Origin of the sequence: Achromobacter sp. Root565 (assembly GCF_001427425.1) — a bacterium.
GTDB classification, from domain to species: Bacteria; Pseudomonadota; Gammaproteobacteria; order Burkholderiales; family Burkholderiaceae_B; genus Achromobacter; species Achromobacter spanius_D.
This window is the reverse complement of record NZ_LMGO01000001.1, coordinates 1,200,877-1,223,151: the sequence shown is the minus strand read 5'-3', so window position 1 is coordinate 1,223,151 and position 22,275 is coordinate 1,200,877. Positions and strand designations below refer to the sequence as shown.

At 65.8% G+C, this 22,275-nt stretch carries 23 protein-coding genes; 4 read left to right on the top strand and 19 right to left on the bottom strand.

Annotated features, from left to right (window positions below):
• Positions 1-12: 12 nt before the first annotated feature.
• A complete protein-coding gene (plsY, locus tag ASD71_RS05515; RefSeq protein ID WP_056560826.1) occupies positions 13-651 on the top strand; it encodes a glycerol-3-phosphate 1-O-acyltransferase PlsY in 639 nt (212 codons plus the stop codon).
• 50 nt (positions 652-701) lie between these two features.
• Here plsY and tsaD read toward each other — a convergent pair whose 3' ends face one another.
• The gene (gene tsaD, locus ASD71_RS05510; protein ID WP_056560823.1) at positions 702-1,733 is read right to left on the bottom strand and encodes a tRNA (adenosine(37)-N6)-threonylcarbamoyltransferase complex transferase subunit TsaD; all 1,032 of its coding nucleotides are present in this window, start codon (positions 1,731-1,733) and stop codon (positions 702-704) included.
• Between the two features lie 110 nt (positions 1,734-1,843).
• Here tsaD and ASD71_RS05505 point away from each other — a divergent pair, with 110 nt between their 5' ends.
• A complete protein-coding gene (locus tag ASD71_RS05505; RefSeq protein WP_056560820.1) occupies positions 1,844-3,136 on the top strand; it encodes an NCS2 family permease in 1,293 nt (430 codons plus the stop codon).
• Between the two features lie 53 nt (positions 3,137-3,189).
• Here the strand turns inward: ASD71_RS05505 and ASD71_RS05500 are convergent, their stop codons facing one another.
• A complete protein-coding gene (locus ASD71_RS05500) occupies positions 3,190-3,543 on the bottom strand; it encodes a VOC family protein (RefSeq protein ID WP_056560816.1) in 354 nt (117 codons plus the stop codon).
• A 233-nt stretch (positions 3,544-3,776) separates the two neighbouring features.
• Between ASD71_RS05500 and ASD71_RS05495 the strand changes: the two genes are divergently transcribed.
• Both ASD71_RS05495 and ASD71_RS05490 read left to right on the top strand, forming a co-directional pair.
• A complete protein-coding gene (locus ASD71_RS05495) occupies positions 3,777-4,799 on the top strand; it encodes an LLM class flavin-dependent oxidoreductase (protein WP_056560813.1) in 1,023 nt (340 codons plus the stop codon).
• Positions 4,800-4,965: 166 nt separating this feature from the next.
• A complete protein-coding gene (locus ASD71_RS05490) occupies positions 4,966-5,340 on the top strand; it encodes a co-chaperone YbbN (RefSeq protein ID WP_006388150.1) in 375 nt (124 codons plus the stop codon).
• 95 nt (positions 5,341-5,435) lie between these two features.
• Here the strand turns inward: ASD71_RS05490 and ASD71_RS05485 are convergent, their stop codons facing one another.
• The 17 genes from ASD71_RS05485 to ASD71_RS05405 all read right to left on the bottom strand — a co-directional run bounded on the left by ASD71_RS05485 (position 5,436) and on the right by ASD71_RS05405 (position 21,944).
• Positions 5,436-6,023, bottom strand: coding sequence for a YigZ family protein (locus ASD71_RS05485; protein ID WP_056566444.1), 588 nt, complete (start codon positions 6,021-6,023; stop codon positions 5,436-5,438).
• Positions 6,024-6,067: 44 nt separating this feature from the next.
• A complete protein-coding gene (locus ASD71_RS05480) occupies positions 6,068-6,874 on the bottom strand; it encodes an ABC transporter substrate-binding protein (protein WP_056560810.1) in 807 nt (268 codons plus the stop codon).
• A gap of 10 nt (positions 6,875-6,884) precedes the next feature.
• Positions 6,885-7,658, bottom strand: a complete 774-nt coding sequence (locus ASD71_RS05475) for an ABC transporter permease (protein ID WP_056560807.1) — start codon at positions 7,656-7,658, stop codon at positions 6,885-6,887.
• Complete coding sequence (locus tag ASD71_RS05470) at positions 7,655-8,653, bottom strand: ABC transporter substrate-binding protein (RefSeq protein WP_056560804.1); 999 nt, start codon at positions 8,651-8,653, stop codon at positions 7,655-7,657. The genes ASD71_RS05475 and ASD71_RS05470 overlap by 4 nt, the downstream gene beginning before the upstream one ends.
• 69 nt (positions 8,654-8,722) lie before the next feature.
• The gene (locus ASD71_RS05465) at positions 8,723-9,493 is read right to left on the bottom strand and encodes an ABC transporter ATP-binding protein (RefSeq protein ID WP_056560801.1); all 771 of its coding nucleotides are present in this window, start codon (positions 9,491-9,493) and stop codon (positions 8,723-8,725) included.
• Positions 9,494-9,599: 106 nt separating this feature from the next.
• A complete protein-coding gene (locus ASD71_RS05460) occupies positions 9,600-10,817 on the bottom strand; it encodes an MFS transporter (protein ID WP_056560798.1) in 1,218 nt (405 codons plus the stop codon).
• 185 nt (positions 10,818-11,002) lie between these two features.
• Entirely contained in the window at positions 11,003-12,607 is a 1,605-nt protein-coding gene (locus tag ASD71_RS05455; protein WP_056560795.1) for an ABC-F family ATPase, read from the bottom strand.
• A gap of 95 nt (positions 12,608-12,702) precedes the next feature.
• Positions 12,703-13,764, bottom strand: a complete 1,062-nt coding sequence (locus tag ASD71_RS05450) for an LD-carboxypeptidase (RefSeq protein WP_056560792.1) — start codon at positions 13,762-13,764, stop codon at positions 12,703-12,705.
• A complete protein-coding gene (tadA, locus tag ASD71_RS05445) occupies positions 13,761-14,252 on the bottom strand; it encodes a tRNA adenosine(34) deaminase TadA (protein WP_082578943.1) in 492 nt (163 codons plus the stop codon). Before tadA ends, ASD71_RS05450 begins: the two co-directional genes overlap by 4 nt.
• Positions 14,253-14,262: 10 nt before the next feature.
• Complete coding sequence (locus tag ASD71_RS05440; protein ID WP_056560789.1) at positions 14,263-15,111, bottom strand: HAD family hydrolase; 849 nt, start codon at positions 15,109-15,111, stop codon at positions 14,263-14,265.
• Positions 15,112-15,287: 176 nt separating this feature from the next.
• Positions 15,288-15,800 carry a hypothetical protein gene (locus tag ASD71_RS05435; RefSeq protein WP_235512027.1) on the bottom strand — a complete coding sequence of 171 codons (513 nt, stop codon included), beginning with the start codon at positions 15,798-15,800 and terminating at the stop codon, positions 15,288-15,290.
• A gap of 158 nt (positions 15,801-15,958) precedes the next feature.
• Complete coding sequence (gene mnhG / locus ASD71_RS05430; protein WP_056560783.1) at positions 15,959-16,300, bottom strand: monovalent cation/H(+) antiporter subunit G; 342 nt, start codon at positions 16,298-16,300, stop codon at positions 15,959-15,961.
• Positions 16,297-16,578 (bottom strand): K+/H+ antiporter subunit F, encoded by a 282-nt coding sequence (locus ASD71_RS05425; protein ID WP_056560780.1) that lies wholly within the window; start codon positions 16,576-16,578, stop codon positions 16,297-16,299. The genes mnhG and ASD71_RS05425 overlap by 4 nt, the downstream gene beginning before the upstream one ends.
• Complete coding sequence (locus tag ASD71_RS05420) at positions 16,575-17,057, bottom strand: Na+/H+ antiporter subunit E (protein ID WP_056560777.1); 483 nt, start codon at positions 17,055-17,057, stop codon at positions 16,575-16,577. The genes ASD71_RS05425 and ASD71_RS05420 overlap by 4 nt, the downstream gene beginning before the upstream one ends.
• On the bottom strand, positions 17,057-18,688 hold the full coding sequence (locus ASD71_RS05415) for a monovalent cation/H+ antiporter subunit D (protein WP_056560774.1): 1,632 nt from the start codon (positions 18,686-18,688) through the stop codon (positions 17,057-17,059). The genes ASD71_RS05420 and ASD71_RS05415 overlap by 1 nt, the downstream gene beginning before the upstream one ends.
• Complete coding sequence (locus ASD71_RS05410; protein WP_056317316.1) at positions 18,685-19,029, bottom strand: Na+/H+ antiporter subunit C; 345 nt, start codon at positions 19,027-19,029, stop codon at positions 18,685-18,687. Before ASD71_RS05410 ends, ASD71_RS05415 begins: the two co-directional genes overlap by 4 nt.
• Complete coding sequence (locus ASD71_RS05405) at positions 19,029-21,944, bottom strand: monovalent cation/H+ antiporter subunit A (RefSeq protein WP_056560771.1); 2,916 nt, start codon at positions 21,942-21,944, stop codon at positions 19,029-19,031. The genes ASD71_RS05410 and ASD71_RS05405 overlap by 1 nt, the downstream gene beginning before the upstream one ends.
• Between the last annotated feature and the right edge of the window lie 331 nt (positions 21,945-22,275).

Genomic DNA, 22,275 nt, shown 5'->3' with positions numbered 1-22,275 from the left:
GATTCCCTTCCCATGGCGATAACCGAACCCTCCCTGGCGTTTTCCGTCGCGCTTGTCGTGCTGGCCTACCTGATCGGCTCCGTGCCGTTCGCCGTGGTGGTCAGCAAGCTGATGGGTCTGCAGGACCCCCGCAGCTACGGTTCCAAGAACCCGGGCGCCACCAATGTGCTGCGCACCGGCAACAAGACCGCCGCCGCGCTGACGCTTTTGGGGGACGCCGCCAAAGGATGGTTCGCGATCTGGCTGGCCGAGACGCTGGCGCCCGGCATTGGCCCCGTCGCCCTGGCCTGCGTGGCGCTGGCCGCCTTCATCGGCCACCTGTACCCCGTGTTTCTGGGATTCAAGGGCGGCAAGGGCGTGGCGACCGCGCTGGGCGTGCTGGTGGCCATCCAGCCCTGGCTGGCCGTCGCCACCGCGGCAACCTGGCTGATCATCGCCATTTTCTTCCGCTATTCGTCGCTGGCGTCGCTGGTGGCCGCGTTCTTCGCCCCGGTGTACTACGTGTTCGGATCAGGGCTGGCGTGGCAGGCGCAGCCGGCCCTGGGCGTGGCGCTGGCGATCATCGGCATCCTGCTTTTCTACCGCCACCGCGCCAACATCGCCCGGTTGATCCAGGGCACCGAAAGCCGTATCGGCAGCAAGAAGAAGTAATCCCCACGCGATGGGGGATTGAACGGGCGGCCTGGCCGCCCGTTTTCATTTCAGGCGATATCGGCCAGATCCCAGCGCGGCTTGACCGTGAAGCTGTGGGCGCTGGCGTCCAGCGTTGCCAACCCGGCCTTCACCCGCTCGGCCGCCGCGAACGCGATCATGGCGCCGTTGTCGGTACACAGCTCCAGCGGCGGGAAGTACGCGCGCGCCTTGAGCGGCTTGAGCGCGGCTTCGAGCTTGGCGCGCAGGAGCTGGTTGGCCCCCACCCCGCCTGCGACGACCAGCCGGCGCAGCCCGGTCTGCTTCAAGGCGCGGATCGACTTGGCCGCAAGCACCTCGACAATGGCCGCCTGCGTGGCTGCGGCCAGGTCTGCGCGGGTCTGTTCGTCCAGGGCGCCATTCTGCTCGGCCGCCTTGACGCGGGTCAGCACGGCCGTTTTCAGGCCACTGAAACTGAAGTCCAGGTCGCCGCTGTGCAGCATGGGGCGCGGCAGGTCGAAGCGCGAGGCGTCACCGCTGCCGGCCAGGCGGGACAGCGCGGGTCCGCCCGGATAACCCAGCCCCATGAGCTTGGCGGACTTGTCGAAGGCCTCGCCCGCGGCGTCATCCAGCGTTTCACCCAGCAGCTCGTAGCGACCTACGCCGTCCACGCGCATGAGTTGCGTGTGTCCGCCGGACACCAGCAAGGCAATGAAGGGAAACTCGGGCCGGGGATCGGCCAGCATCGGCGACAGCAGATGGCCTTCGAGGTGATGAATGCCGATGGCCGGCAAGCCGCGCGACCAGGCGAACGACTGCGCAACACTGGCGCCGACCAGCAAGGCGCCAGCGAGACCCGGCCCCGCCGTATAGGCGACGGCGCCGATGTCGGACATCTGCAGGCCCGCATCTTGCAGCACCTGGCGGGTCAGCGGCACCACGCGGCGGATGTGGTCGCGCGAGGCAAGTTCCGGCACCACGCCCCCATATTCCTGGTGCATGGCGATCTGGGTGTGCAGCGCGTGCGCGAGCAGGCCGCGTTCCGTACAGACGGCTGCGACGCCGGTTTCGTCGCAGGAGCTTTCAAAGCCGAGAATGATCATGGCGGCAGAGTTTACAACTGATGCGAAAATACGCAGGTTCTTGAATGGGACGGGGCTTTCCGCCCTGCCCGCCACAACCTGAAAATCCTGCAAAAACCCTGGGGACTCGAATGCTGGAGAAGCTATTCAAGCTGCGTGAGCACGGCACGACCGCAAGAACGGAAGTCGTGGCCGGCCTGACGACATTCCTGACGATGTCGTACATCATCTTCGTCAATCCTGACATCCTGTCCTCGACGGGCATGGACCGAGACGCGGTCTTCGTTGCGACCTGCCTGGCCGCCGCGCTGGGCTCGCTGGTAATGGCGTTTATCGCCAACTGGCCGATCGGCATGGCGCCCGGCATGGGCCTGAACGCCTTCTTTGCCTTCACCGTGGTCAAGACCATGGGCTACACCTGGGAGCAGGCGCTGGGCGCGGTGTTCATCTCGGGCATCATCTTTCTGTTCCTGACGATATCCGGCATCCGGGTCTGGCTGGTCAAGGGCATCCCGCATTCGCTGCGCAGCGCCATTGCGGCCGGCATCGGGCTGTTTCTGGCCATTATCGCGCTATCCAGCGCCGGCATCGTGGTCGCCCATCCGGCCACCAAGGTCACGCTGGGCAATCTCACCACCCACGGTCCGCTCTTTGCCATCCTGGGCTTTTTCGTGATCGCGTCGCTGGATGCGCTGCGCGTGCGCGGTGCCATCCTGATCGGCATTATCGTCGTCACGGTGCTGTCGATGGTGATGGGCTACAACGAGTTCAAGGGCATCTTTTCGGCGCCGCCCAGCCTGTCGCCCACGCTCTTCAAGCTGGACATCATGGGCGCGCTGCATTCCGGCTTTGTGCACGTGATTCTGGTGTTCGTGCTGGTCGAGGTGTTCGATGCCACCGGCACGCTGGTGGGCGTGGCCAAGCGCGCCGGCCTGGTGCCCGAAGACCGCCCCAATCGCCTGGGCCGCGCGCTCTTTGCGGACAGCACCGCCATCGTGGCCGGCTCGATGCTGGGCACCAGCAGCACCACCGCCTACGTCGAGAGCGCATCCGGCGTGCAGGCCGGCGGGCGCACCGGCATGACGGCGCTGATCGTGGGCCTGCTGTTCCTGGCCGCACTGTTCATCTCGCCGCTGGCGGGCGCCGTGCCGGCCTACGCCACCGCACCCGCCCTGCTCTACGTCGCCGGACTGATGATGCGCGAGCTCATCGACATCGACTGGAATGACGTCTGCGAAGCCACGCCGGCCGCGCTGACCGCGCTGGTCATGCCGTTCACGTACTCGATCGCCAACGGCATTGCGTTCGGCTTCATCAGCTATGTGGTGCTCAAGACCGCCACGGGCAAGATGCGGGACGTGCACCCGGCAACGTGGCTCGTGGCCGTGCTGTTCGTGATCCGCTACGCGTTCTTTCCGGAATAAGCGGGGTTGGTTGGCAAGGTGTCAGACACCTTGAAGTCCGGATGTCTGACACCTCAACCCGCCGTCCACACCGCCAGTTCGTAGTCGTCCGGGTCCGTGAAATGGAAGCGGCTGCCGCCGGGAAAGGTGAACGTGTCGCGGCTGATGCGACCTCCCGCGGCCGTGATGCGTTGCTGGGTGGCGGCCAGGTCGTCGCCGTACAGGATCACCAGGGGGCCGCCCGGACGCACGGCTTCCCCCGCCGTGAAGCCGCCCTTCAGGCGGCCGTCGGTGAATTCGGTGTAGGTAGGCCCGTAATCCGTGAACGTCCACCCGAAGACCTCGCCGTAGAAGCGCTTGCTGCGCGCGATGTCCGCGACGTTGAATTCGATGTTGTCGATGCGGTTGTTGTTGCCGCTGGCGCCCATGCGCGTCTCCTGTGTGGCGGATGGCAAAAGCGCGGCGATGCGATGCCGCGCGTCCTGCCGCTATTGTAGGGATCGGAAAAATCAATCAACCCGGCCGAGGGCATGGTTGCTGGCGGGCTCGGTTGAATTCGCCGATACACTCCCCATGTAGATCAGCATATGGAGTACATTTTGCGCCCTTCCCCTTTCATTTCCGCGCTGCCGGCCTGTCCCTTCGCAGCGGAGGCGCACGCATGAGCGTCCTGGCGAACATCCCCTTTTCCGTGCTGGACCTGGCCCCGATTGTGCAGGGGCGCGATGCCGCGGACGCGTTCCGCAATACGGTCGCACTGGCGCAGCACGTGGAGCAGCTTGGCTACAACCGCTTCTGGCTGGCCGAGCACCACAACATCAATGGCATCGCCAGCAGCGCCACGGCCGTGCTGATTGGCCACGTGGCCGGCCACACCCGCACGCTGCGCGTCGGCTCAGGCGGCGTCATGCTGCCCAACCACGCGCCGCTGATCATCGCTGAACAGTTCGGGACGCTCGAAACCCTGTACCCCGGCCGCATCGACCTGGGCCTGGGCCGCGCGCCCGGCAGCGACGGCGCCACGCAACAGGCGCTGCGCCGCAATCCGCGCAGCGGTCTTGAGTTTCCGGCCCTGGTCGAGGAACTGCGCGCCTTTCTTGCGCCCTCGCGCCCCGGCCAGCCCGTGCGCGCCATCCCCGGCGAAGGGCTGGATGTGCCGATCTGGCTGCTGGGTTCCAGCGACTTCAGCGCGCGCATGGCGGCTGAACTTGGCCTGCCCTTCTCGTTTGCCGGGCACTTCTCGCCGGAAGGCATGGCCGCGATGCGCCTGTACCGTCACTTGTTCAAACCGTCCAAGACGCTGGACCGCCCCTACTCGATGATCGGCGTGCCGGTCATTGCCGCGGAAACCGACGAGGCCGCGCGCTTTTTGTCGACCACGCAGCAACTGAAGTTCCTCTCGCTCGTGCGTGGCCATCGCCTGCAATTGCAGCCGCCGGTCGACAGCATGGACGGCGTGTGGAACGAATGGGAGCGCGAGGCGGTCAATCAACGATTGGGCGCGTCGATCGTGGGCGGCCCGGACACCGTCAAACGCGAGCTCGAGGCCCTGGTCGCGGAAACGCAAGCCGACGAGGTCATGATCGTGTCTGACTTCTATGACATCGCAGACCGCCTGCGCTCGTTCGAGATCGTCGCTTCGCTGAAAAACGGGTCTGGCGTCTCCACGAAATCGGCGGCCTGAGAGCCGCAATCTGCGCCGTTGACGGCGCCAACCATTGCGACGCGGCCTGGACCGGCTCTACTATTGGCTTTCAGGGCTTGGCACTACGCGTCGCCGAATCAGCACCGGGGCAGGCCCCCGGCGTCTCCGCCACCGCTTTTCGCCGCCCACGCGGCAAGGATTTCTCATGAGTATTGTTGAACTCACCAAAGACAGCTTCCAGGAAGCCATCACGCCGGACGGCACCCTCATCGTCGACTTCTGGGCGCCGTGGTGCGGCCCTTGCCGCGGGTTCGCGCCCGTATTCGAACAGGCCGCCACCGAGCATCCTGACGTCACGTTCGCCAAGGTAAATACCGACGTTGAGCAGGAACTGGCTGGCGCGCTGGGCATCCGCTCGATTCCGACGCTGATGGTCTTCCGCGAAAAGGTCCTGCTGTTCTCGCAACCGGGCGCCTTGTCCGGCGGTCAGCTCAATGAACTGCTCGCCAAGATCAAGGAAGTGGACATGGAAAAGGTCCACCAGGAAATCGCCGCGGCGCAAGACAGCCAGGACGCGTAAACAGCAAGGGGCCCGGATCGGGCCCCTTCCTTTTGCACCGGGACAACGGCTTCCCGCCGCAGCGGGTCATGTCTGTCGGCGAGGGCGCGGTCCGGCTACGAAACGACTTCCCATGCGGATCGGCCGCGCGTGATGTTAGCCGCGGTGACTTCCAATTCAGGCAGGCCCGCGCGCGGCACCGTGAACGTTAGCGTGACGCCGTCCGCGTTGTAGTCTTCCTGCTGAATGGCGGCGCCTGCCTGCGCCAGCCGTGATTTCAGCAGCGCCATCTCGCCGAAGCCGCAGGCGCAGCGCACCGTCGCCAGGTCGACGATTTCCGTGCGGTCTCCCAACCGCAGGCAGTTGGCCGCGCAGCCGCCGTAGGCCCGCACCAGTCCGCCCGCACCGAGCTTGATCCCGCCGTACCAGCGCACCACCAGCACCGCCACGCGATCCATGTCCTGGCCTTCGATGGCCTGCAGGATTGGCCGGCCCGCGGTGCCGCCGGGCTCGCCATCGTCATTGAATCGGTATTCCTGTCCGATGCGGTAGGCCCAGCAGTTGTGCGTGGCTTCGGGATCGCTGTGCTCGGCAAAGAAGCGCATGGCGTCGTCGATCGTGGCGACCGGCGCGGCATACGCGGCGAAGCGGCTTTTCTTGATGTCTTCCTGGAAGGTGCAGGGAGCGGTCAGCGTGTGCGTCATGCCCGGCATTGTAAGTGCGCGGATCGGCAGACGCCGTTGCCGCGCTAGCCGTGGCAGTCAGGGACTTCCTGATCCAGATAGACGTCGAAGGCAACGTCGCGTGCCCATTTCGTGGTCATGGCCTTCCAGGCGCCGGCGCGGTCCCAGGCGCGCATTTCCTGGCCGAGCCAGGCGCGCGAGGCATCGTCCTGCGCGGGCAGCAGCCATACCCGTTCCTGGCGAGCGCCATCGGCGGTCAGCGTCGACGAAAACTTCTTCCATTCCGGAAAGCGCATCAGCGGCTCCCAGACGGCGTCGTCGACCAGACCGATGTCGCACTCCCCTTCGCGCACGGCAACCAGCGCATCCGACGGTACGCGGTAGGTCTTGACGGCAGCGCCCCAACTTTGCGCCAGGGCTTGCGCCTGCGTGGCCGCCTCGGCCATGCACACGCTGCGGCCCTGCACGTCGGCGGGTTTGCGCATCCGCGTGTCGGTGCGGATCACGGCCTTGGGCCGTGCGGCGTAGCCAGTGGCTTGCACTGCAACGGTGTGCGGCTGTCCGTCGGCGCGGTCCGCAAGCACCAGATCCACCTCGCCCGACTTGAGCGCTCGAGCGGCGTCAGCGGCTGGCAACTGAACCAGCCGCACGGGCAGCTTCAGGCTGGCGCCCAGCTTTTCCGTGATGGCGGCATCCAGGCCTTCGGGCGTCCGGATCTTGGCGCCGGCGACCGGCGGCGGCGCCAGATACGGCACGCCCACGACAAGTTCACCGCGCGCCCGCGCGGCCGAAAAGGTCTCCGGCTGCGCCAGCGCAAAGCCCGCGAGCAGCAGGCCCGCGGCAAGGACGAATGGACGCATGCGGGACATCATGATGAGGAGGTCAGACGTATTGGTAGCGCAGCAAGCGATGCTTGAGGTTTTCAAGCACGAACTGGTCGATCAGCGCGGCCAGCACGGCAATCACGAGGATGTTGGTCATGACCCCGGTCATATCCGCGATTTCGCCCGAATATGCCAGCGACCGGCCCAGACCCTTGCCGAAGCCGATCAGCATTTCGGCCGAGATCAGCGCCCGCCAGGCGTTGCCGAACGCCAACTGCGCGCCGGTGATGAGCTCGGGCATCACCGCCGGCAGGTACACCCGCTTGATCAGCCCCCAGCGCGTCGCACCCATGACGCGCGCCGCCGACACGTGGACGCGTTGCACGGATTCGGTGGCGTTCATCACGCTGAGCGCGGCCGGAAAGAACGCCGACAGCGCCACGACCACGATGATGGGCGTGTTGCCAAAGCCCATCACGATGAGAAACAGCGGTACCCACGCGATGGACGGAATCGACTGCAGGATGACGATGGCGCTGCGCAGGACTTCGCGAAAGAAGAACAGCACGGCGGCCACGAGGCCGAAGCCCACGCCGGCGGCCAGCGCCAGCCCATACCCCGCGCCCAGCCGTCCCAGCGTGCCCATGAGGCTCTGGTGGAACGATTGCTTGCCCAGGTCTTCGAACAGCCGCTCGACGACGGCAGGCACGCCCGGCATCAGGAAGTCGGGCAGCGCGAACGCCGCCGTTTGCCACAGCGCCAGGATGAACAGGACGCCCAAAACGCCCGCAAGGTGCTTGCGGGCGCCGGTCACTCGGGTAGATGCGCTCAAAGCTTGCGAGCCTCTTGCCAGGACAGGTCGACGATGCTGGAGACGTCGTACGGTTTGCCGTCGCGCGTCTTGAGCGAACCCTGGGCTTGCAGGATGTCAGCGATTTCCTGCATGCGGGCCGTGTCCTTTTCCGTCAGCTTGGGCGTGAACACCTGCGTGCTGATGGCCTCGGTGATGACGGTTTCGCGGGGCAGTTCGCCACGGGCCAGCGTCTTGAGCGTCGGTTCGGCGATGAAGTAGGACGCGATCAGCTTGGAGGCCTGTTCAGGTTCCTTCTGCAGCAGCGTGATGGCCTGGTTTTGCGCGTCCAGCGCCTTCCAGACATCGTCCTTGCGCTTGGCCAGCGTTTCGCCCGAGGTGATGACGACCATGCACGGGAACGGCCAGGCCTGGCCCACTTCGTAGATCTGCTTGACCGGCGCGACCAGTTGCGCGATGCGGTCGTAGGGTTCGAACAGGAAGGCCGCGTCCACGCGCTTGCCCACCAGCGACTGCACGGCCACGGCCGGGCTCACGCCCATGACGTTGACGTCGTCGGCGGAAAGATTGCCCTGCTTGAGCACGACGCCCTTCAGGACCACGTCGGCGGTGCTGCCTTCAGCTTGCGAGGCCAGCGTCTTGCCCTTCAGACCGGCGATGTCCTTGATGCCGGAATCGTCACGCACGATCAGCGAGTGATAGCCCTGCTGCGCGCCGCCCACCACCTTCAGGTCCGCGCCCTTGGAGGCCCAGGCGACCGCGTTGGTGAAACCGAGCACGCCGATGTCGAGCTGGCCGCCGACGATTGCCTTGATGAGGTCGGTGCCCGACTTGAATTCGATCAGTTCGGAATCCAGGCCGGCCTTCTTGTAGTACCCGCCCTCTTGCGCGACGATTGCCTGCGCGTCGTCCATCACGCGCAGATAGCCTACGCGGAACTTCTCGGCAGCCATCGCGGGGGCAGCCGCCAGCAGCGCCGCGGCCAGCGGCAGGGACAACCATTGCTTCAGTTTCATCAGAGGAGCTCCAGGAAATTCGATAAGCGGCCGCGCCCGAGCGCGGCCGTGGGGTATTGGGAAAGAAGGTCAGGCAGCCAGCGCGATGTCCGCGTGCGCGTCCGAACCGCCGACACCAATGCCCAGGAGACGCAGGATTTCGCGCTTCTCGGTGGCCAGGTCGGACAGGTCGTGCGTCTTGGTGCGGTGGGCCAGGTTGAATTCGCGCAGCACCCGCGCCGGACGCGGGCTGAACACGACGATGCGATCGGCCAGGAACAGCGCCTCGTCGACGTCGTGGGTCACCAGCAGCACGGTGGGCTTTTCTTGCGCGATGAGCTGGCGCAGCACGTCCTGCAGGCTGAGCCGGGTCAGTGCGTCCAGTGCGCCGAAGGGTTCGTCCATCAGCATGGTCTGGGGCTGCGCAATGAATGCGCGGGCCAGCGCGGCGCGCTGGCGCATGCCGCCGGAGACCTGATGGGGATAGTAGTGTTCGAAGCCTTCCAGGCTGACGCGCGCCAGCCAGCCGCGTGCGGCTTCGCGGGCGGGCTTCTTGGGCGTGTTCTGGAATTCCAGGGCGAGCGCCACGTTGTCTTCCAGCGTCAGCCAGGGGTACAGGGCGTGTTCCTGGAACACCAGCGTGCGGCTGGGATGGGGGCCCGTGACCTTGTTGCCGTCGGCAAGCACATTGCCCTGCGTGGGCATTTCGAGCCCTGCTGCCAGATGCAGCAAGGTCGACTTGCCGCAGCCGGAGGGGCCGACCAGCGCGACCAGCTCGCCGGTCTTGAATTCACTGGTGAAGCCATCGACGACGGGCAGGTCGCCAAAGTGCTTGTGGACGTGGTCGAAAGTCAGGTTCATGGAACGAATCGTCAGCGCGCGTGAAAACGAGCCTCAAATCTAACAATTCGTTATATGAATCCAAACAATCAATATTGAATGTCTTTACTTCTTTTCGTAATAAAGCTCAGACCGCCGTCGGCTGCCGACTGGCCGCCCGCTGCAATCCAAAGGCAATGACGAAGCCCAGCGTGACGGACAGCGACGCCGCCAGGAAGATCGCGGGGTAGCCGAAGCCGCTGGATATGTAGCCCGCGATCGGACCGGTCACGCCTAGCGCCAGGTCCAGAAAGGCCGAATAGGCGCCCAGCGCGGCGCCGCGGCTGCCGGCCGGCACGCGCGCGACGGCTTCGACGCCGATGGCCGGAAACACCAGCGCGAAGCCGCAGCCGGTAAGCGCGGCGCCCAGCAGCGCCATGCCAGGGTTGGGCGCCAGCCACAACAGCAACAGGCCGGCCGCCTCGACCACGAACGACACCTGCGCGACCCGGAATCCGCCAAACCGGGTGATGGTGCCGGCGAACAGCAGGCGAACGCCGATGAAGGCGCCGCCGAAAGCGCTGAGCGCGCTTGCCGCGCCGTCCCATGAGACGCTGGCGTAATACAGCGCGACAAAGGCGGCCAACGTGCCGAAGCCCACCGAACCCAGACCCAGCGCCACCCCGTGCGGAAACACGCGCAGCACCACACTCTTGAAGGCCATCCGGTGCCCGCCCACGATGGCGACGGCCGGACGGATCATGGCCAGGCCCAATCCGCCCAACCCCAACAGCAGCACCGCGCCGCCCAGCGCGCCCATGCTCCAGTGTTTTTCGAGCTGCACGCCCAGCGGCGCGCCCAACGCCAGCGCGCCATAGGTGGCGATGCCGTTCCACGAAATGACGCGAGCCGTGTGCAGCGGCCCTACCCGCGCGATGGCCCAGGTGGCCGAGCCGGTGCCGACCCAGCTCTCGCCGAATCCCAACGCCAGGCGGCTGAGAATGATTGCCGCCAGGCTGAGCCAAGCGGTGCGTTCAAAGGCATAGGCAAGCAGCAGGAAGATGCCGCTGATCGCGCAAGCCGCCATACCGATGACGACGGTCTGCTTCGGGCCGACCGTATCGGCCATGCGCCCGGCGTGCGAGCGGCTGAGCAAGGTCGCCACGTACTGCACGCTGATCGCCAGGCCCGCCAGCACGGATCCGTAACCCAGGTTGTTGTGCACGTAACCCGGCAGCACGGCCAGCGGCAGGCCGATCGCCAGGTAGCAGATGAAGGTGAAGAAGGCGATGGCTACGATGCGGGCCGTCAGGGTAAACGTGCCGATCTGCGCGCCATCGGGCGCGTCATGCTTGGAGGGGGACATGTGGGGACAAAAAGAAGCCTGGCCGGACAGCCGCCAGGGTCGGGCCCGATGATAGCGCAGCGCAGATTGCGTCCGGCTGAATGCTTGTCCATGGCGGCCAGGCGAACGGCATGGAGCGCGGCCGTGGCGCAGATGAGAAAGCGGCGCACGAACCCGTGCGCCGCTTCATGACCCGCCGTGCGGGATCAGGCCTCGATGCCGCGCGAGGACAGGTAGTCTTCGTAACCGCCGCGGTAGTCGACGATCTCGCCCGAGGGCAGGATTTCGATCACGCGCGTGGCCAGACCGGACACGAATTCGCGGTCATGCGACACGAACACGAGCGTGCCTTCGTACTTTTCCAGCGCGAACTGCAGCGATTCGATCGATTCCATATCCAAGTGGTTGGTCGGCTCGTCGAGCAGCATCACGTTGTGCCGGCCCAGCATCAGGCGGCCGAACGTCATGCGGTTCTTTTCGCCGCCGGACAGCACCTTCGGGGCCTTGGGCAGATCATCGGCCGAGAACAGCAGGCGGCCCAGCACCGAACGGATCGACTGGTCGTCGTCGCCCGGCTGGCGGTGGTCGCCCATCCAGTCCAGCAGGTTGATGTCGGTTTGCTGAAACTGGTCGGACACATCCTGCGCCATGTAGCCGAGGTCGGCATTGTCCGACCACTTCACCGTGCCCGAATCCGGTTGCAGGTCCTGGGCCAAGAGGCGCAGCAGCGTGGTCTTACCCACCCCGTTGGCGCCGATGATGGCGATCTTTTCGCCGGCGTCGACCATGGCCGAGAACTTGGTGATGACGGGCGCGTCGTAGGCCTTGGTCAGGTTTTCGACGGTGACGGCCAGGCGATGCATGACCTTGTTCTGCTCGAACCGGATGTACGGGTTCTGGCGCGACGAGGGCTTGACCACGACCTGGTCGGCCTTGATGCGGTCGATCTGCTTCAGGCGCGAGGTGGCCTGGCGCGACTTGGACTTGTTGGCCGCGAAGCGGCGCACGAAGTCCTGCAGTTCGGCGACGCGTTCCTTGGCCTTGGCGTTGTTGGCCACCAGGCGCTCGCGGGCCTGCGTGGAAGCCAGCATGTAGTCGTCGTAATTGCCGGCGTAGACGCGGATTTCACCGTAGTCAACGTCGGCCATGTGCGTGCACACCTGGTTCAGGAAGTGACGATCGTGGCTGATGATGATCATCGTGCTCTGGTAGCCGTTGAGCACGTTTTCCAGCCAACGGATCGTATTGATATCCAGGTTGTTGGTGGGTTCGTCGAGCAGCAGCACGTCGGGGTTCGAGAACAGGGCCTGGGCCAGCAGCACGCGCAGCTTCCAGCCCGGCGCGACTTCACGCATGGGCAGGTTGTGCTGGTCCACCGCGATTTCCAGGCCCAGCAGCAGCTCGCCCGCGCGGGCTTCGGCGGTATAGCCGTCGTATTCCGCGAACTTGGCTTCCAGATCGGCCGCGCGCATGTAGTCGTCTTCGGTCGCCTCCGGGTTCGCGTAGATCGCGTCGCGTTCGGACATGGCGCCCCACATTTCGGTGTGGCCCATCATCACGACGTCCAGTACGCGCACGTCTTCAAATGCAAACTGGTCCTGGCGCAGCTTGCCCAGGCGCACGCCGGGTTCGAGCGCGACGTTGCCGCCGGAGGGTTCCAGGTCGCCGCCGATGATCTTCATGAACGTAGACTTGCCGGACCCATTGGCCCCGATCAGCCCGTACCGGTTGCCTTCCCCGAACTTGACGCTGACGTTCTCGAAAAGGGGCTTGGGACCGAACTGGATGGTGAGATTGGCGGTGGATATCACGGTGTATGTACGTTTGAAGGCGCCCGAAAGCGCATGCGGGAAAACCTGCTAGTGTAGCAAACGGGCTGCGGGAGCGCCGGACCGCCCGCCCCGCCTCAGTGGTGATGCTCGTCCAGCACCAGGTGCGCGAGGCCCTTTTCGGTGGCGATGCCGACCTTCTGACCGATCGGCAAGGTGGCTTTGGTGGCGACATGGCCGTACGGCAGGCCGGTGATGACCGGCACCTTGACCGTCTTGCGCAGCCAGGCCACGACTTCGTGCAGATCGTAGCCCTTGTCGTGCGGCGCCAGCTTGTAGTCGGTGAAACGGCCCAGCACGATGGCCTTCTGGCGCGCCAGGATGCCGGCCTGCCAGAGCTGGATCAGCATGCGCTCGACGCGGTACGGATGCTCGGCCACGTCTTCCAGGAACAGGATGCCGCCGCGGATCTTCGGCATGTACGGCGTGCCCAGCAGCGAGGTCAGCATCGCAAGGTTGCCGCCCCACAGGATGCCGCGCGCGTCGACCGGGTCGGCGTCCTGCGTTTCAAAGCTGAGAATCTCCAGTTCGCCGCGCATCACTTCGCCGAACAGCGCGTCGGTCAAGTCATCGACCTTCTTGCCGCCGAAATCCTGGACCGCCGTGGCGCCGGTGTAGCTGACCGCGCCGGTCTGCGCCAGCAGGCCCAGATTGAACGCCGTGAAATCGCTCATGCCGACAAACCGCTTGCCGCTGTCGGCCATGGCCTTCCAGTCGATGGCATGCAGCAACCGGCCCAGTCCGTAGCCGCCGCGCGTCACCATGACGATCGGCAGCTTCTGCTTCGTGGCGCGCGTCAGGCTGGCCAGACGTTGCGCGTCCGTGCCGGCAAACCGTTGATGTTCAGCCAGCGCCGTGCGGTCCAGCGCGGTCTTGAACCCCTGCTGCTCCAGCCGTTCGCGCGCCAGCGTCACGGTGGCGGGGTCGCGCACGGCGGACGACGGGGAAATCAGGTAGATGCCGCGAGCGTCCGGCTGGGGACCGTGATGATGCGCGTGATCGTGATCGTGGGCATGGTCGTGGCCGCATGCGTCGCCGCAGTCCGGGCCGTGATCGTGCGGATGATCGTGCGCCGGGATGGCGTCGGCCTTGGCGCGGCGCGCCTTGGCGGCAGGCTTGGCGGCTTTGGGGGTACTCATGCGATGGTTTCCTTGGCGCGGCGTTCGCGGAAGAACCGGCGCAGCAGATTGCCGCAGGGTTCCGCCATCACGCCGCCGGTGACTGAAGTGTGATGATTGAGCTTGGGCACCGACCCGACGTCCAGCACACTGCCGCAGGCCCCGGTCTTGGGGTCATAGGCGCCGAACACGACACGGGCAAGGCGCGCGTGCAGCATGGCGCCGATGCACATGACGCAGGGTTCCAGCGTAACGTAGACGGTGATGCCGGGCAGCCGGTAGTTTTCAAGCTGGCGCGCGGCGCCGCGCAAGGCGACGATCTCGGCGTGCGCCGTGGGATCGTGGTCGATGATGGTGCGGTTGTAGCCTCGCCCCAGGATGTCGCCCTGGGCGGATACGACCAGCGCGCCCACCGGCACCTCGCCGATGTCGTAGGCGAACTGGGCCTGTTCCAGGGCCAGGGTCATGAAACGCGCGTCCTGCTCGGTCCAGGGCGGGACCGCCGCCAGCGGGGCCAATTCAGCCACGGTACACCCGCGATTTCAGCGCGATGCGGCCGGCCAGGCTGGTGACGGCTTCTTCGAGCCATTGATACAGCTCGGCCTCTTCGTCATAGCGGGCCTGATTAAGGTTGGACACGCGCCCTTCCTCGATGAAGCCCCAGGCGCGGCTGCGCTTGTCGCGGTGCTTGGGATCCCAGACCCCGAAGGCAAAGCCCCCGGCGCGGCGGATCAGCGAAAAGCACGGAATGTCGGTGTAGCCGTCGCCCACGAAGACCATCTGATCGAACGGGATGCGCAACCGGTCTTCGGGAACCTTACGGTTGACCTCGAACGGCTTGTTGCGGAATTCGCGGCCGATGATGCCCTTCTGGATGTGGAACAGATAGCGGGTCTTGTCGGTAAAGCTGACGACGCGTCGCGGGAATGCGATGCCGCCATCGTCGCCATAGACGAATTCAGATGCCCAGATTTCGGTGAACTCATGCGCGATGGGCGTCGAGCGCACCACGTCGCCAATGCCGCTGGAGATGAGATAGAACTCGAGCTGCACTTGCGGGTGCTCGGCCCGCACCGCGGCGCGCAGACGCTGGAACAGCGTGGAAACGCCGTCGTGCAGGTCAAGGCGCGCGCCCCAGTCTTTCAGGCGCTGCTGCGTAATGAGCCCGTGCCGTCCCTGCCGGGACAGTTCGATCATCTTGTAGAGGTAGGCGGGGACGGGATCCCAGTCCTGCTGGAACAGCAGGGGGTCGACCTCTTCTTTCCAGAAGGCGGCCGTGTCCACGCCGATGCTGTCCAGGAAACCGGACGTGCTGTCCGAGGCCAGCGTGTCGTCGAAATCGAAAATCAGGGCGATGACGTCGGACATGAATATGCGTGAGAAAAGGCGACAGCCGCCATTTTGCCTGAATGCGGCAGCGGCTGCGCCTCGGAAGCAGCGCGGCGCGTCAGGCCGCGAGCTGCTTCAACACCTGCTTCATGGGCTCGACTGCGCGCGCCCGGCATCGAGCGCCAGGCTTCAAGCGCCCTGCTTCACGCCGCGGATTACTGGCGGATCGGCGCGGACATCGTTCCGGTGCCCGGGGCAGGAGCCATGCCTGGCGCGGGGGCCATTCCCGGAGCGGGGGCCATGCCCGGGGCGGGAGCCATTCCCGGCGCGGTGCCGGCGGGCACCTGAATCACGGTTTCGCGCAGCACGCCGCCGCCCTGCACACTGCCGCGCACGTTGCCGGGCGCGGTCATCTGCGTGATGCAATTCTGACGCTGGGTTTCCGGCAGGCGGTTGCAACGCGCCACCGTGTTCTGCTGCAGTTGTTCAGGGCTGTCTTCTCGCAGATTCTGGCGGCTGCGCTCCTGGCGCGCCGCGCCGGCTTCACGCAGGCAGGTCTCTAGCGGCTGCCCGGTCGTGCCGCTTTTGCAGGCGGCGACGTCCTGCTGATAGCTGGACTGCGCCGAGGTGCCGGCCGATTGCGCTTGCGCCACCCCGGCGGCAAGCATCAGGCCGGCGGTGCACAGAATGGCCGCGAGGCGCTTCGAAGGCATGGGAACAGTATTCATGGTCAGCTCCTTTTGAAGAGATTGAACCCGGACGGCGCGGTATCCACCGCGCCGTCCACTGACCTCACTATCCCACGCCGACGCGATGGGGGACATAACCAGCGACGTGAATTCGTAAGGTTACGTTTCAACGCCGAAAAAACAGGGACCGTTTGAAATCAACGCGCGTCCCTGTCCGCTTCAGCCTTGGTAAGCCGGTTTCGGTACGTCGCCGCGCGCATCAGCAGCATGGCCGTGACGGGCGACGACACAATCAGCAGCAGCGTGATGATGACTTCGTGAAACACCGGACGTGCGGACAGCGCCGAGAACACCAGGATGGAAGACGCCAGCACGCAAGCGCAGCCCATCGTGTTGCCCAGCGTCGGCGCGTGAATGCGCGACTGGAAGGTGCGGAAACGCAGCAGGCCGGCGGAGCCGGTCACGGCCAGCAGTCCGCCCAGCACCAGCAGGATGGTGGCGGGAATGCCGGCCCAGAGCGGGATATCGACGTCCATCATGGCTCGATGACCTCGCCGCGCAACAGGAAGCGCGCCATCGCGGTGGAGCCCACGAATCCGAACAGCGCGATCAGCAACGCAATGTCGAAGTACACCGACGTGCCGGACCGGATGCCGAACACCAGCATCGTCAGCATGCCGTTGATGTACAGCGTGTCCAGGGCCAGGACGCGGTCCTGGGCGGTAGGGCCGCGCACGAGGCGGATGGTGGCGAACACCATGCCCAGCGCAAAGCAGAGCAAGGCAAAGGACGCCGCCCAATACAGTACGGAATTCATTCGAACATCTCCATCAACGGGCGCTCGTAGCGCTGCTGCACCAGTTCGATCCACTCGTCTTCGTTTTGCAGATCAAGCACGTGCAGCTTCAGTGCGTGGTCTTCGGTCAGGTCCACCCAGACCGTGCCGGGCGTATAGGTGACGATGCAGGCCAGCATCGCCAGGCCATGCGGGTCGCGCATGGTGAGCGGGATCAGGATGAATCCCGGCGCAAATTCATTGCGGCGCGGATTGAGGATCAGCCGCGCCACCGCGATGTTGGACTTGATGATGTCCCACGTCACGTGCAGGAAAAGCGGGATCACCTTCCACAGGTGGCGCGGCCGCGCATGCAGCGGTCGCAGGCGCGAGGCGGCCCATGTGAACCACAGCGCCAGCGCGATGCCCAGGGCGATCTGCCCGGGCGACACGCTTTCATTGAGCAGCAGCCACAGTGCAAACAGCAGCGTGGGCAGAATCAGGAAGTAAAGGCGGCGCATCAGCTTCCTCCCTTGACGCCGCGCACGGTCTGCGCGGACATGACGGCGTCGATGTAGGACGCGGGCTGGTCGAGCGAGCGGGCGGCGTCGTCCAGGTAGGCCGACACGGGACCCGCGCCAGCGGCCAGGCACACGCACAGCAGCACCAGCACGGCAACCGGGCCTGCCTCGATCACGCGCAAGCGCGGCGTGCTGCGGTCGTCGCTGGCCCAGAAAATACGGATGCCGGTGCGGCCCAGGCCGATCAGGCCGGCCAGGCCCGACACCAGCACGGCGGCCACAAGCAGCCAGGCGTCCATCGGCGGGGCCGATTCGGTGGCGGCCGATACCGCCGCCGACAACAGCGAGAACTTGGCGACAAAGCCGGACAGCGGCGGCAAGCCGGTCACCAGCAAGGCGCAGGAAATGAACGCCAGGCCCAGGAACGCCATCGCCGCGGGAATCGCCACGCCGACCACGTCGTCGGAGCGGTTGACCGAAGTCGGATCATCCAGGTCAAAGGCGTCGAGCGTAACGGCCAGCACGTTCGCGCCGAAGCTGCGCGTCCTTTCGATGAGCTCGGCCAGCAGGAAGAACGCGCCCGTGGTCAGCACGGAGCTGATCAGGTAGAAGAGCGCGGGACCCGTGAGCGTGACGCCCGGCATGCCCAGCGCGGTCAGCAGCGTGCCGGCGGACACGATGACGCAGTAGCCGACCATTTTTTCCAGCTGCTGGGTGGCCAAGAGGCCCAGCGCGCCGAACAGCAGCGTGGCCAGCCCGGCGGCAAACATCCAGTCCAGGCTGAAGGCGGCGGGTGCGCCGGTGGGCAGCAGCAGCGAACCGATTCGAAGCAGCGCGTAGATGCCGACCTTGGTCATGATGGAGAACATGGCCGCGACCGGCGCGCCGGCCGAACCATATCCCTTGACCAGCCAGAAGTTGAGCGGCCAGGCGCCTGCCTTGACCAGGAAGGCCACGCCCAGGATGGCGGCGCCGGCCTCGAACAGCATGCGCTCGGCGCCCGCCAGATTGCCTGCGCGCAGGGCCAGGTCCGCCATGTTGAGCGTGCCCGTCACGCCGTAGATCAGCGCGATGCTGATCAGCAACAGGAACGAAGCCACCAGGTTCACGGCGATGTACTGCAGGCCCGCGCTGACGCGCGCCACGCCAGAGCCGTGCAGCAGCAGGCCGTAGGACGCCGCCAGCAGCACTTCGAAGAACACGAACAGGTTGAACAGGTCGCCAGTCAGGAAGGCGCCGTTCAGGCCCATCAGCAGGAACTGGAACAGCGTATGGAAATGCACGCCGGCGCGGTCCCACCGGGCCAGCGCGTAAACCAGCGTAGCCAGCCCCAGTACCGCCGTCAGCGTCAGCATGACGGCGGCCAGGCGGTCGACCACCAGCACGATGCCGAACGGCGCCGGCCAGTCGCCAACCAGGTAGGCCCCTACCCCGTTTTCCCAGACGCCGGGCACGCCCCCGCCGGCCACGACCAGCAGGGCAATCGCGGCCGCAAGCTGCGCAAGCGTCGATACAAGTGCGATCCCCCCACGCGCATAGCGGCTGGTATCGGCGAGCAGCAGCATCGCCGCGCCCGCGACCAGCGGAATGATGATGGGCAGGACAGGAAGATGTTGAAGCCAGAAACTCAAGATTGGGACTCCCGTCCATCAACGTGGTCGGTACCCGTGAGGCCCCGCGAGGCGAGCAGCACAACCAGGAACAGCGCGGTGGTGGCAAAGCCGATGACGATGGCGGTCAGCACCAGCGCCTGCGGCAGCGGATCCGCATACCAGGAAGGATCATGCGCCATGGCCGGATCCACCACCGGCGGCTTGCCGGACGTGAGCCGGCCCATGCCGAAGATGAAGAGGTTCACCGCATAGGAGACCAGCGACAGGCCCATGATGAACTGGAACGTCCGGGGCCGCAGCAGCAGCCACACGCCCGAGCCCGCCAGCACGCCAATCGCGGCAGCGTATATCAATTCCATCAGGCTTCTCCTGTTTGAACGGCGGCCGCCTGGAGCTCGGCGGCGGCCTTGCGTTGCGCGCGCAGCGATTGGTGGGCAAGCGCCACCAGCACCAGCACGGTGGATCCCACGACCAGCATGTAGACGCCCAGGTCAAAGAGCAGCACGCTGGACACGTGGACATGGCCGATCAGCGGCAGCGCGACATCCCACGCCAGCGCGGCCAGGAACGGCTTGTACGCCAGCCATGCGCTCACGGCGGCGATGCCGGCGCACAGCAGCCCGATGCCGATCCAGTTCTGCGGATTCAGCCGGCTGCGGGACTCGACCCAGTACACCCCGCCGACCATGTATTGCAGGATGACGGACGTGGCGAAGATGAGGCCGCCCACAAAACCGCCACCCGGCTGGTTATGACCGCGCAAGAGGAAGTAGACGGAGATCAGCGCGGCGATCGGCAGCAGCAGGCGAACCAGCACCGCGGGCACCATCATCGAGCCTCCGGGCACCACAGACTTGATGTCGGGCGCGTCCGGGATGCCGCCGTCCTGATCCATCTGCTGGCGCGGAATGTCCGCGCTCTCGGCGGCCGGACGGAAGCGGCGCAGCAGCGCGTAGACGGTCAGCGCCACGATGCCCAGCACGGTGATTTCGCCGAACGTATCGAAGCCGCGGAAGTCCACGAGGATCACGTTGACGACGTTGGTGCCGCCGCCGTCGGGCAGCGCGCGATCCACGAAATAGGACGAAATGGGATTGGTTTGCGGCCGCGCCAGCACCGAATAGGCCAGCGCCGACATGCCCGTGCCGGCGGCAACGGCCAGCAGCAGATCGCGCAGGCGGCGGCCCCGCGCCTGCAGCGTGGCCTTCAGGCTTTCCTCGTCGTCCCGCACGATGCGGCGCGGCAGCCAGCGCAGGCCCAGCAGCAGCAGCACCAGCGTCACGACCTCTACGGACAGTTGCGTCAGGGCCAGATCAGGCGCGGAGAACCAGACGAACGTCAGGCAGGTGATCAGCCCTGCCCCGCCCGCCAGCGCCAGCGAGGCCAGGCGGTGGTACTTGGCCTGGAACGCGGCGCCCAGCGCGCAGGTGCCGCCCACGATCCACAGCAAGGCGAAGACGGGATCGACCGGCGTCAGGCGCACCGCGCCGTCCAGCCAGCCGCCCGCGCGCAGCGGCAGCCACGCGACGAACAGCGTGCCGACCAGGATCAGCACCATCTGCACCTGCAGGCGCGTGGACGAGACCCAGCGCAGCAACCAGGCGGCGGCGACGCTGGAGCCATCCAGGAGCGCCTCGAAGGTGCGGCGGCCGTCAAGGCGGTAAATGAACGGCACCCGGCCCGGATTGGCGCGCTGATGGGCGCGCAGCGCCAGGTACAGCAGGACGCCCGCAGTCGTGGCCACGAGACTCATGGCCAGCGGCAGGTTGAAGCCATGCCAGACGGCCAGGCTGTAGTCGGGCATGTTTTCGCCCAGGATGCTTTGCGCAGCCGTAGCCAGGAACGGGCCCACGGTCAGGCCGGGGACGATGCCCACCAGGAGGCACATCAGGACCAGCAGCGCGCTGGGCAGCAGCATCCAGCGCGGCGGCTCGTGGGGTTCGCGCGGCAGGTCGGTGGCCGGCGGGCCAAAGAACACCTGCAGAATGAAGCGCAGCGAATACGCGACACTGAACGCGCCGGCTATGGTGGCGAGCAGCGGCAGGCCGATCTGGACGTAGCGGTCGGCACTGACGAAGGTGGTTTCGGCGAAGAACATTTCCTTGGACAGGAAGCCGTTCAGGAGCGGCACGCCCGCCATGGAGGCGGCAGCCACCATCGCCAGCGTTGCCGTGATGGGCATCGCCTTGTACAGACCCGACAGCCGGCCCAGATCGCGCGTGCCTGTTTCGTGATCGACCACCCCTGCGGCCATGAAGAGCGACGCCTTGAACGTGGCGTGGTTGATCATGTGGAAGATGGCGGCCACCAGGGCCAACGTGCTGTTCAATCCCAGCAGCAGCGTGATGAGACCCAGATGGCTAATTGTTGAATACGCCAGCACGCCCTTCATGTCCTGCTGGAAGATCGCCGCGTAGGCGCCCAGCACCAGGGTGATGAGGCCCAGCCCGCCGATGATCCAGAACCACTCGTCGGTGCCCGACAGCACGGGCCAGAAGCGCGCCAGCAGGAAGACGCCCGCCTTGACCATCGTGGCCGAGTGCAGATAGGCGGAGACCGGCGTGGGCGCGGCCATGGCGTTGGGCAGCCAGAAATGGAACGGGAATTGTGCGCTCTTGGTCAGCGCGCCCAGCGCCACCAGCACTAGCACGGCCGGATACCAGGGGTCGGCGCGGACCAGGTCGCCAGACGCCAGGACGCGGTCCATGTCGTAGCTGCCGACAATATGACCCAGGATCAGCACCCCGGCCAACAGACAGAGACCGCCCGCCCCGGTAACCGTCAGCGCCATGCGCGCGCCCCGGCGGGCGTCCAGGCGGTGGTGCCAGTAGGCGATCAGCATGAACGACGCCAGGCTGGTCATTTCCCAGAACAGCACGAGCTGGATCAGGTTGCCCGAAAGCACCACGCCAAGCATGGCGCCCATGAAGGCCTGGAAAAAGGAAAAGAAGCGCGGGACCGGATCTTCCGGAGACATGTAATAGCGCGCGTACAGCACCACCAGCGCGCCCATGCCGGAGACGATCAGCGCAAAGAGCCACGCATACCCGTCCATGCGCAGGGTGAATTGCAGACCCAGGGCAGGCGCCCAAGGCATGTCGGCCCGTATGACGCCGCCGTTGGCGACGTCCGGATACAGCGTCGCGATCAGAACCACGCACGCGAGGGCGATGAGGCCAGCCAACCACGCCTCGGCGTTGCGGGCGTTGGAAGGCAGCAGCGCGGCGCACAGGCTGCCGGCGAACGGCAGAGCGAGGATCAGGATCAGCGACATGGCGTTCCGAAAATGTCCGGGCCCCCTCCCGCCAGCGCGATGCAGCGAGAGACGAAACAGACCGGGGATTGAAAAACGGACGGAACCCTTGGCCCGGTGCGTCGCTGCACTACACGTTGCCCCGTGGGGACATCAACCAACGCCAATTGAACGGCGCAGACAGAAACAAACGCAATAGCTTTCTTGCAAGACCGGGCAAGAATCTCATCCGAAAAATATCAGATTCTTGTAAGTTATGCAGGAATTTATGTACGTACCCAGCTAATGACAGCAAGATGACTGCGCAGCGATTGCGCACCGAAAGCTTCTCAATTTGTGTTCAACTGCCTGT

Coding starts and splice junctions, on each gene's coding strand:
- tsaD (WP_056560823.1), bottom strand. CDS start 1,733: ATGATCATTCTCGGCTTTGAAAGCTCCTGCGACGAAACCGGCGTCGCA.
- ASD71_RS05440 (WP_056560789.1), bottom strand. CDS start 15,111: ATGTCCGACGTCATCGCCCTGATTTTCGATTTCGACGACACGCTGGCC.
- ASD71_RS05435 (WP_235512027.1), bottom strand. CDS start 15,800: ATGAATACTGTTCCCATGCCTTCGAAGCGCCTCGCGGCCATTCTGTGC.
- ASD71_RS05500 (WP_056560816.1), bottom strand. CDS start 3,543: ATGGGCGCCAGCGGCAACAACAACCGCATCGACAACATCGAATTCAAC.
- ASD71_RS05450 (WP_056560792.1), bottom strand. CDS start 13,764: ATGAGTACCCCCAAAGCCGCCAAGCCTGCCGCCAAGGCGCGCCGCGCC.
- ASD71_RS05425 (WP_056560780.1), bottom strand. CDS start 16,578: ATGAATTCCGTACTGTATTGGGCGGCGTCCTTTGCCTTGCTCTGCTTT.
- ASD71_RS05485 (WP_056566444.1), bottom strand. CDS start 6,023: ATGACGCACACGCTGACCGCTCCCTGCACCTTCCAGGAAGACATCAAG.
- mnhG (WP_056560783.1), bottom strand. CDS start 16,300: ATGATGGACGTCGATATCCCGCTCTGGGCCGGCATTCCCGCCACCATC.
- ASD71_RS05465 (WP_056560801.1), bottom strand. CDS start 9,493: ATGAACCTGACTTTCGACCACGTCCACAAGCACTTTGGCGACCTGCCC.
- ASD71_RS05405 (WP_056560771.1), bottom strand. CDS start 21,944: ATGTCGCTGATCCTGATCCTCGCTCTGCCGTTCGCCGGCAGCCTGTGC.
- ASD71_RS05490 (WP_006388150.1), top strand. CDS start 4,966: ATGAGTATTGTTGAACTCACCAAAGACAGCTTCCAGGAAGCCATCACG.
- ASD71_RS05470 (WP_056560804.1), bottom strand. CDS start 8,653: ATGAAACTGAAGCAATGGTTGTCCCTGCCGCTGGCCGCGGCGCTGCTG.
- ASD71_RS05420 (WP_056560777.1), bottom strand. CDS start 17,057: ATGCGCCGCCTTTACTTCCTGATTCTGCCCACGCTGCTGTTTGCACTG.
- ASD71_RS05495 (WP_056560813.1), top strand. CDS start 3,777: ATGAGCGTCCTGGCGAACATCCCCTTTTCCGTGCTGGACCTGGCCCCG.
- plsY (WP_056560826.1), top strand. CDS start 13: ATGGCGATAACCGAACCCTCCCTGGCGTTTTCCGTCGCGCTTGTCGTG.
- ASD71_RS05410 (WP_056317316.1), bottom strand. CDS start 19,029: ATGGAATTGATATACGCTGCCGCGATTGGCGTGCTGGCGGGCTCGGGC.
- ASD71_RS05480 (WP_056560810.1), bottom strand. CDS start 6,874: ATGATGTCCCGCATGCGTCCATTCGTCCTTGCCGCGGGCCTGCTGCTC.
- ASD71_RS05460 (WP_056560798.1), bottom strand. CDS start 10,817: ATGTCCCCCTCCAAGCATGACGCGCCCGATGGCGCGCAGATCGGCACG.
- ASD71_RS05505 (WP_056560820.1), top strand. CDS start 1,844: ATGCTGGAGAAGCTATTCAAGCTGCGTGAGCACGGCACGACCGCAAGA.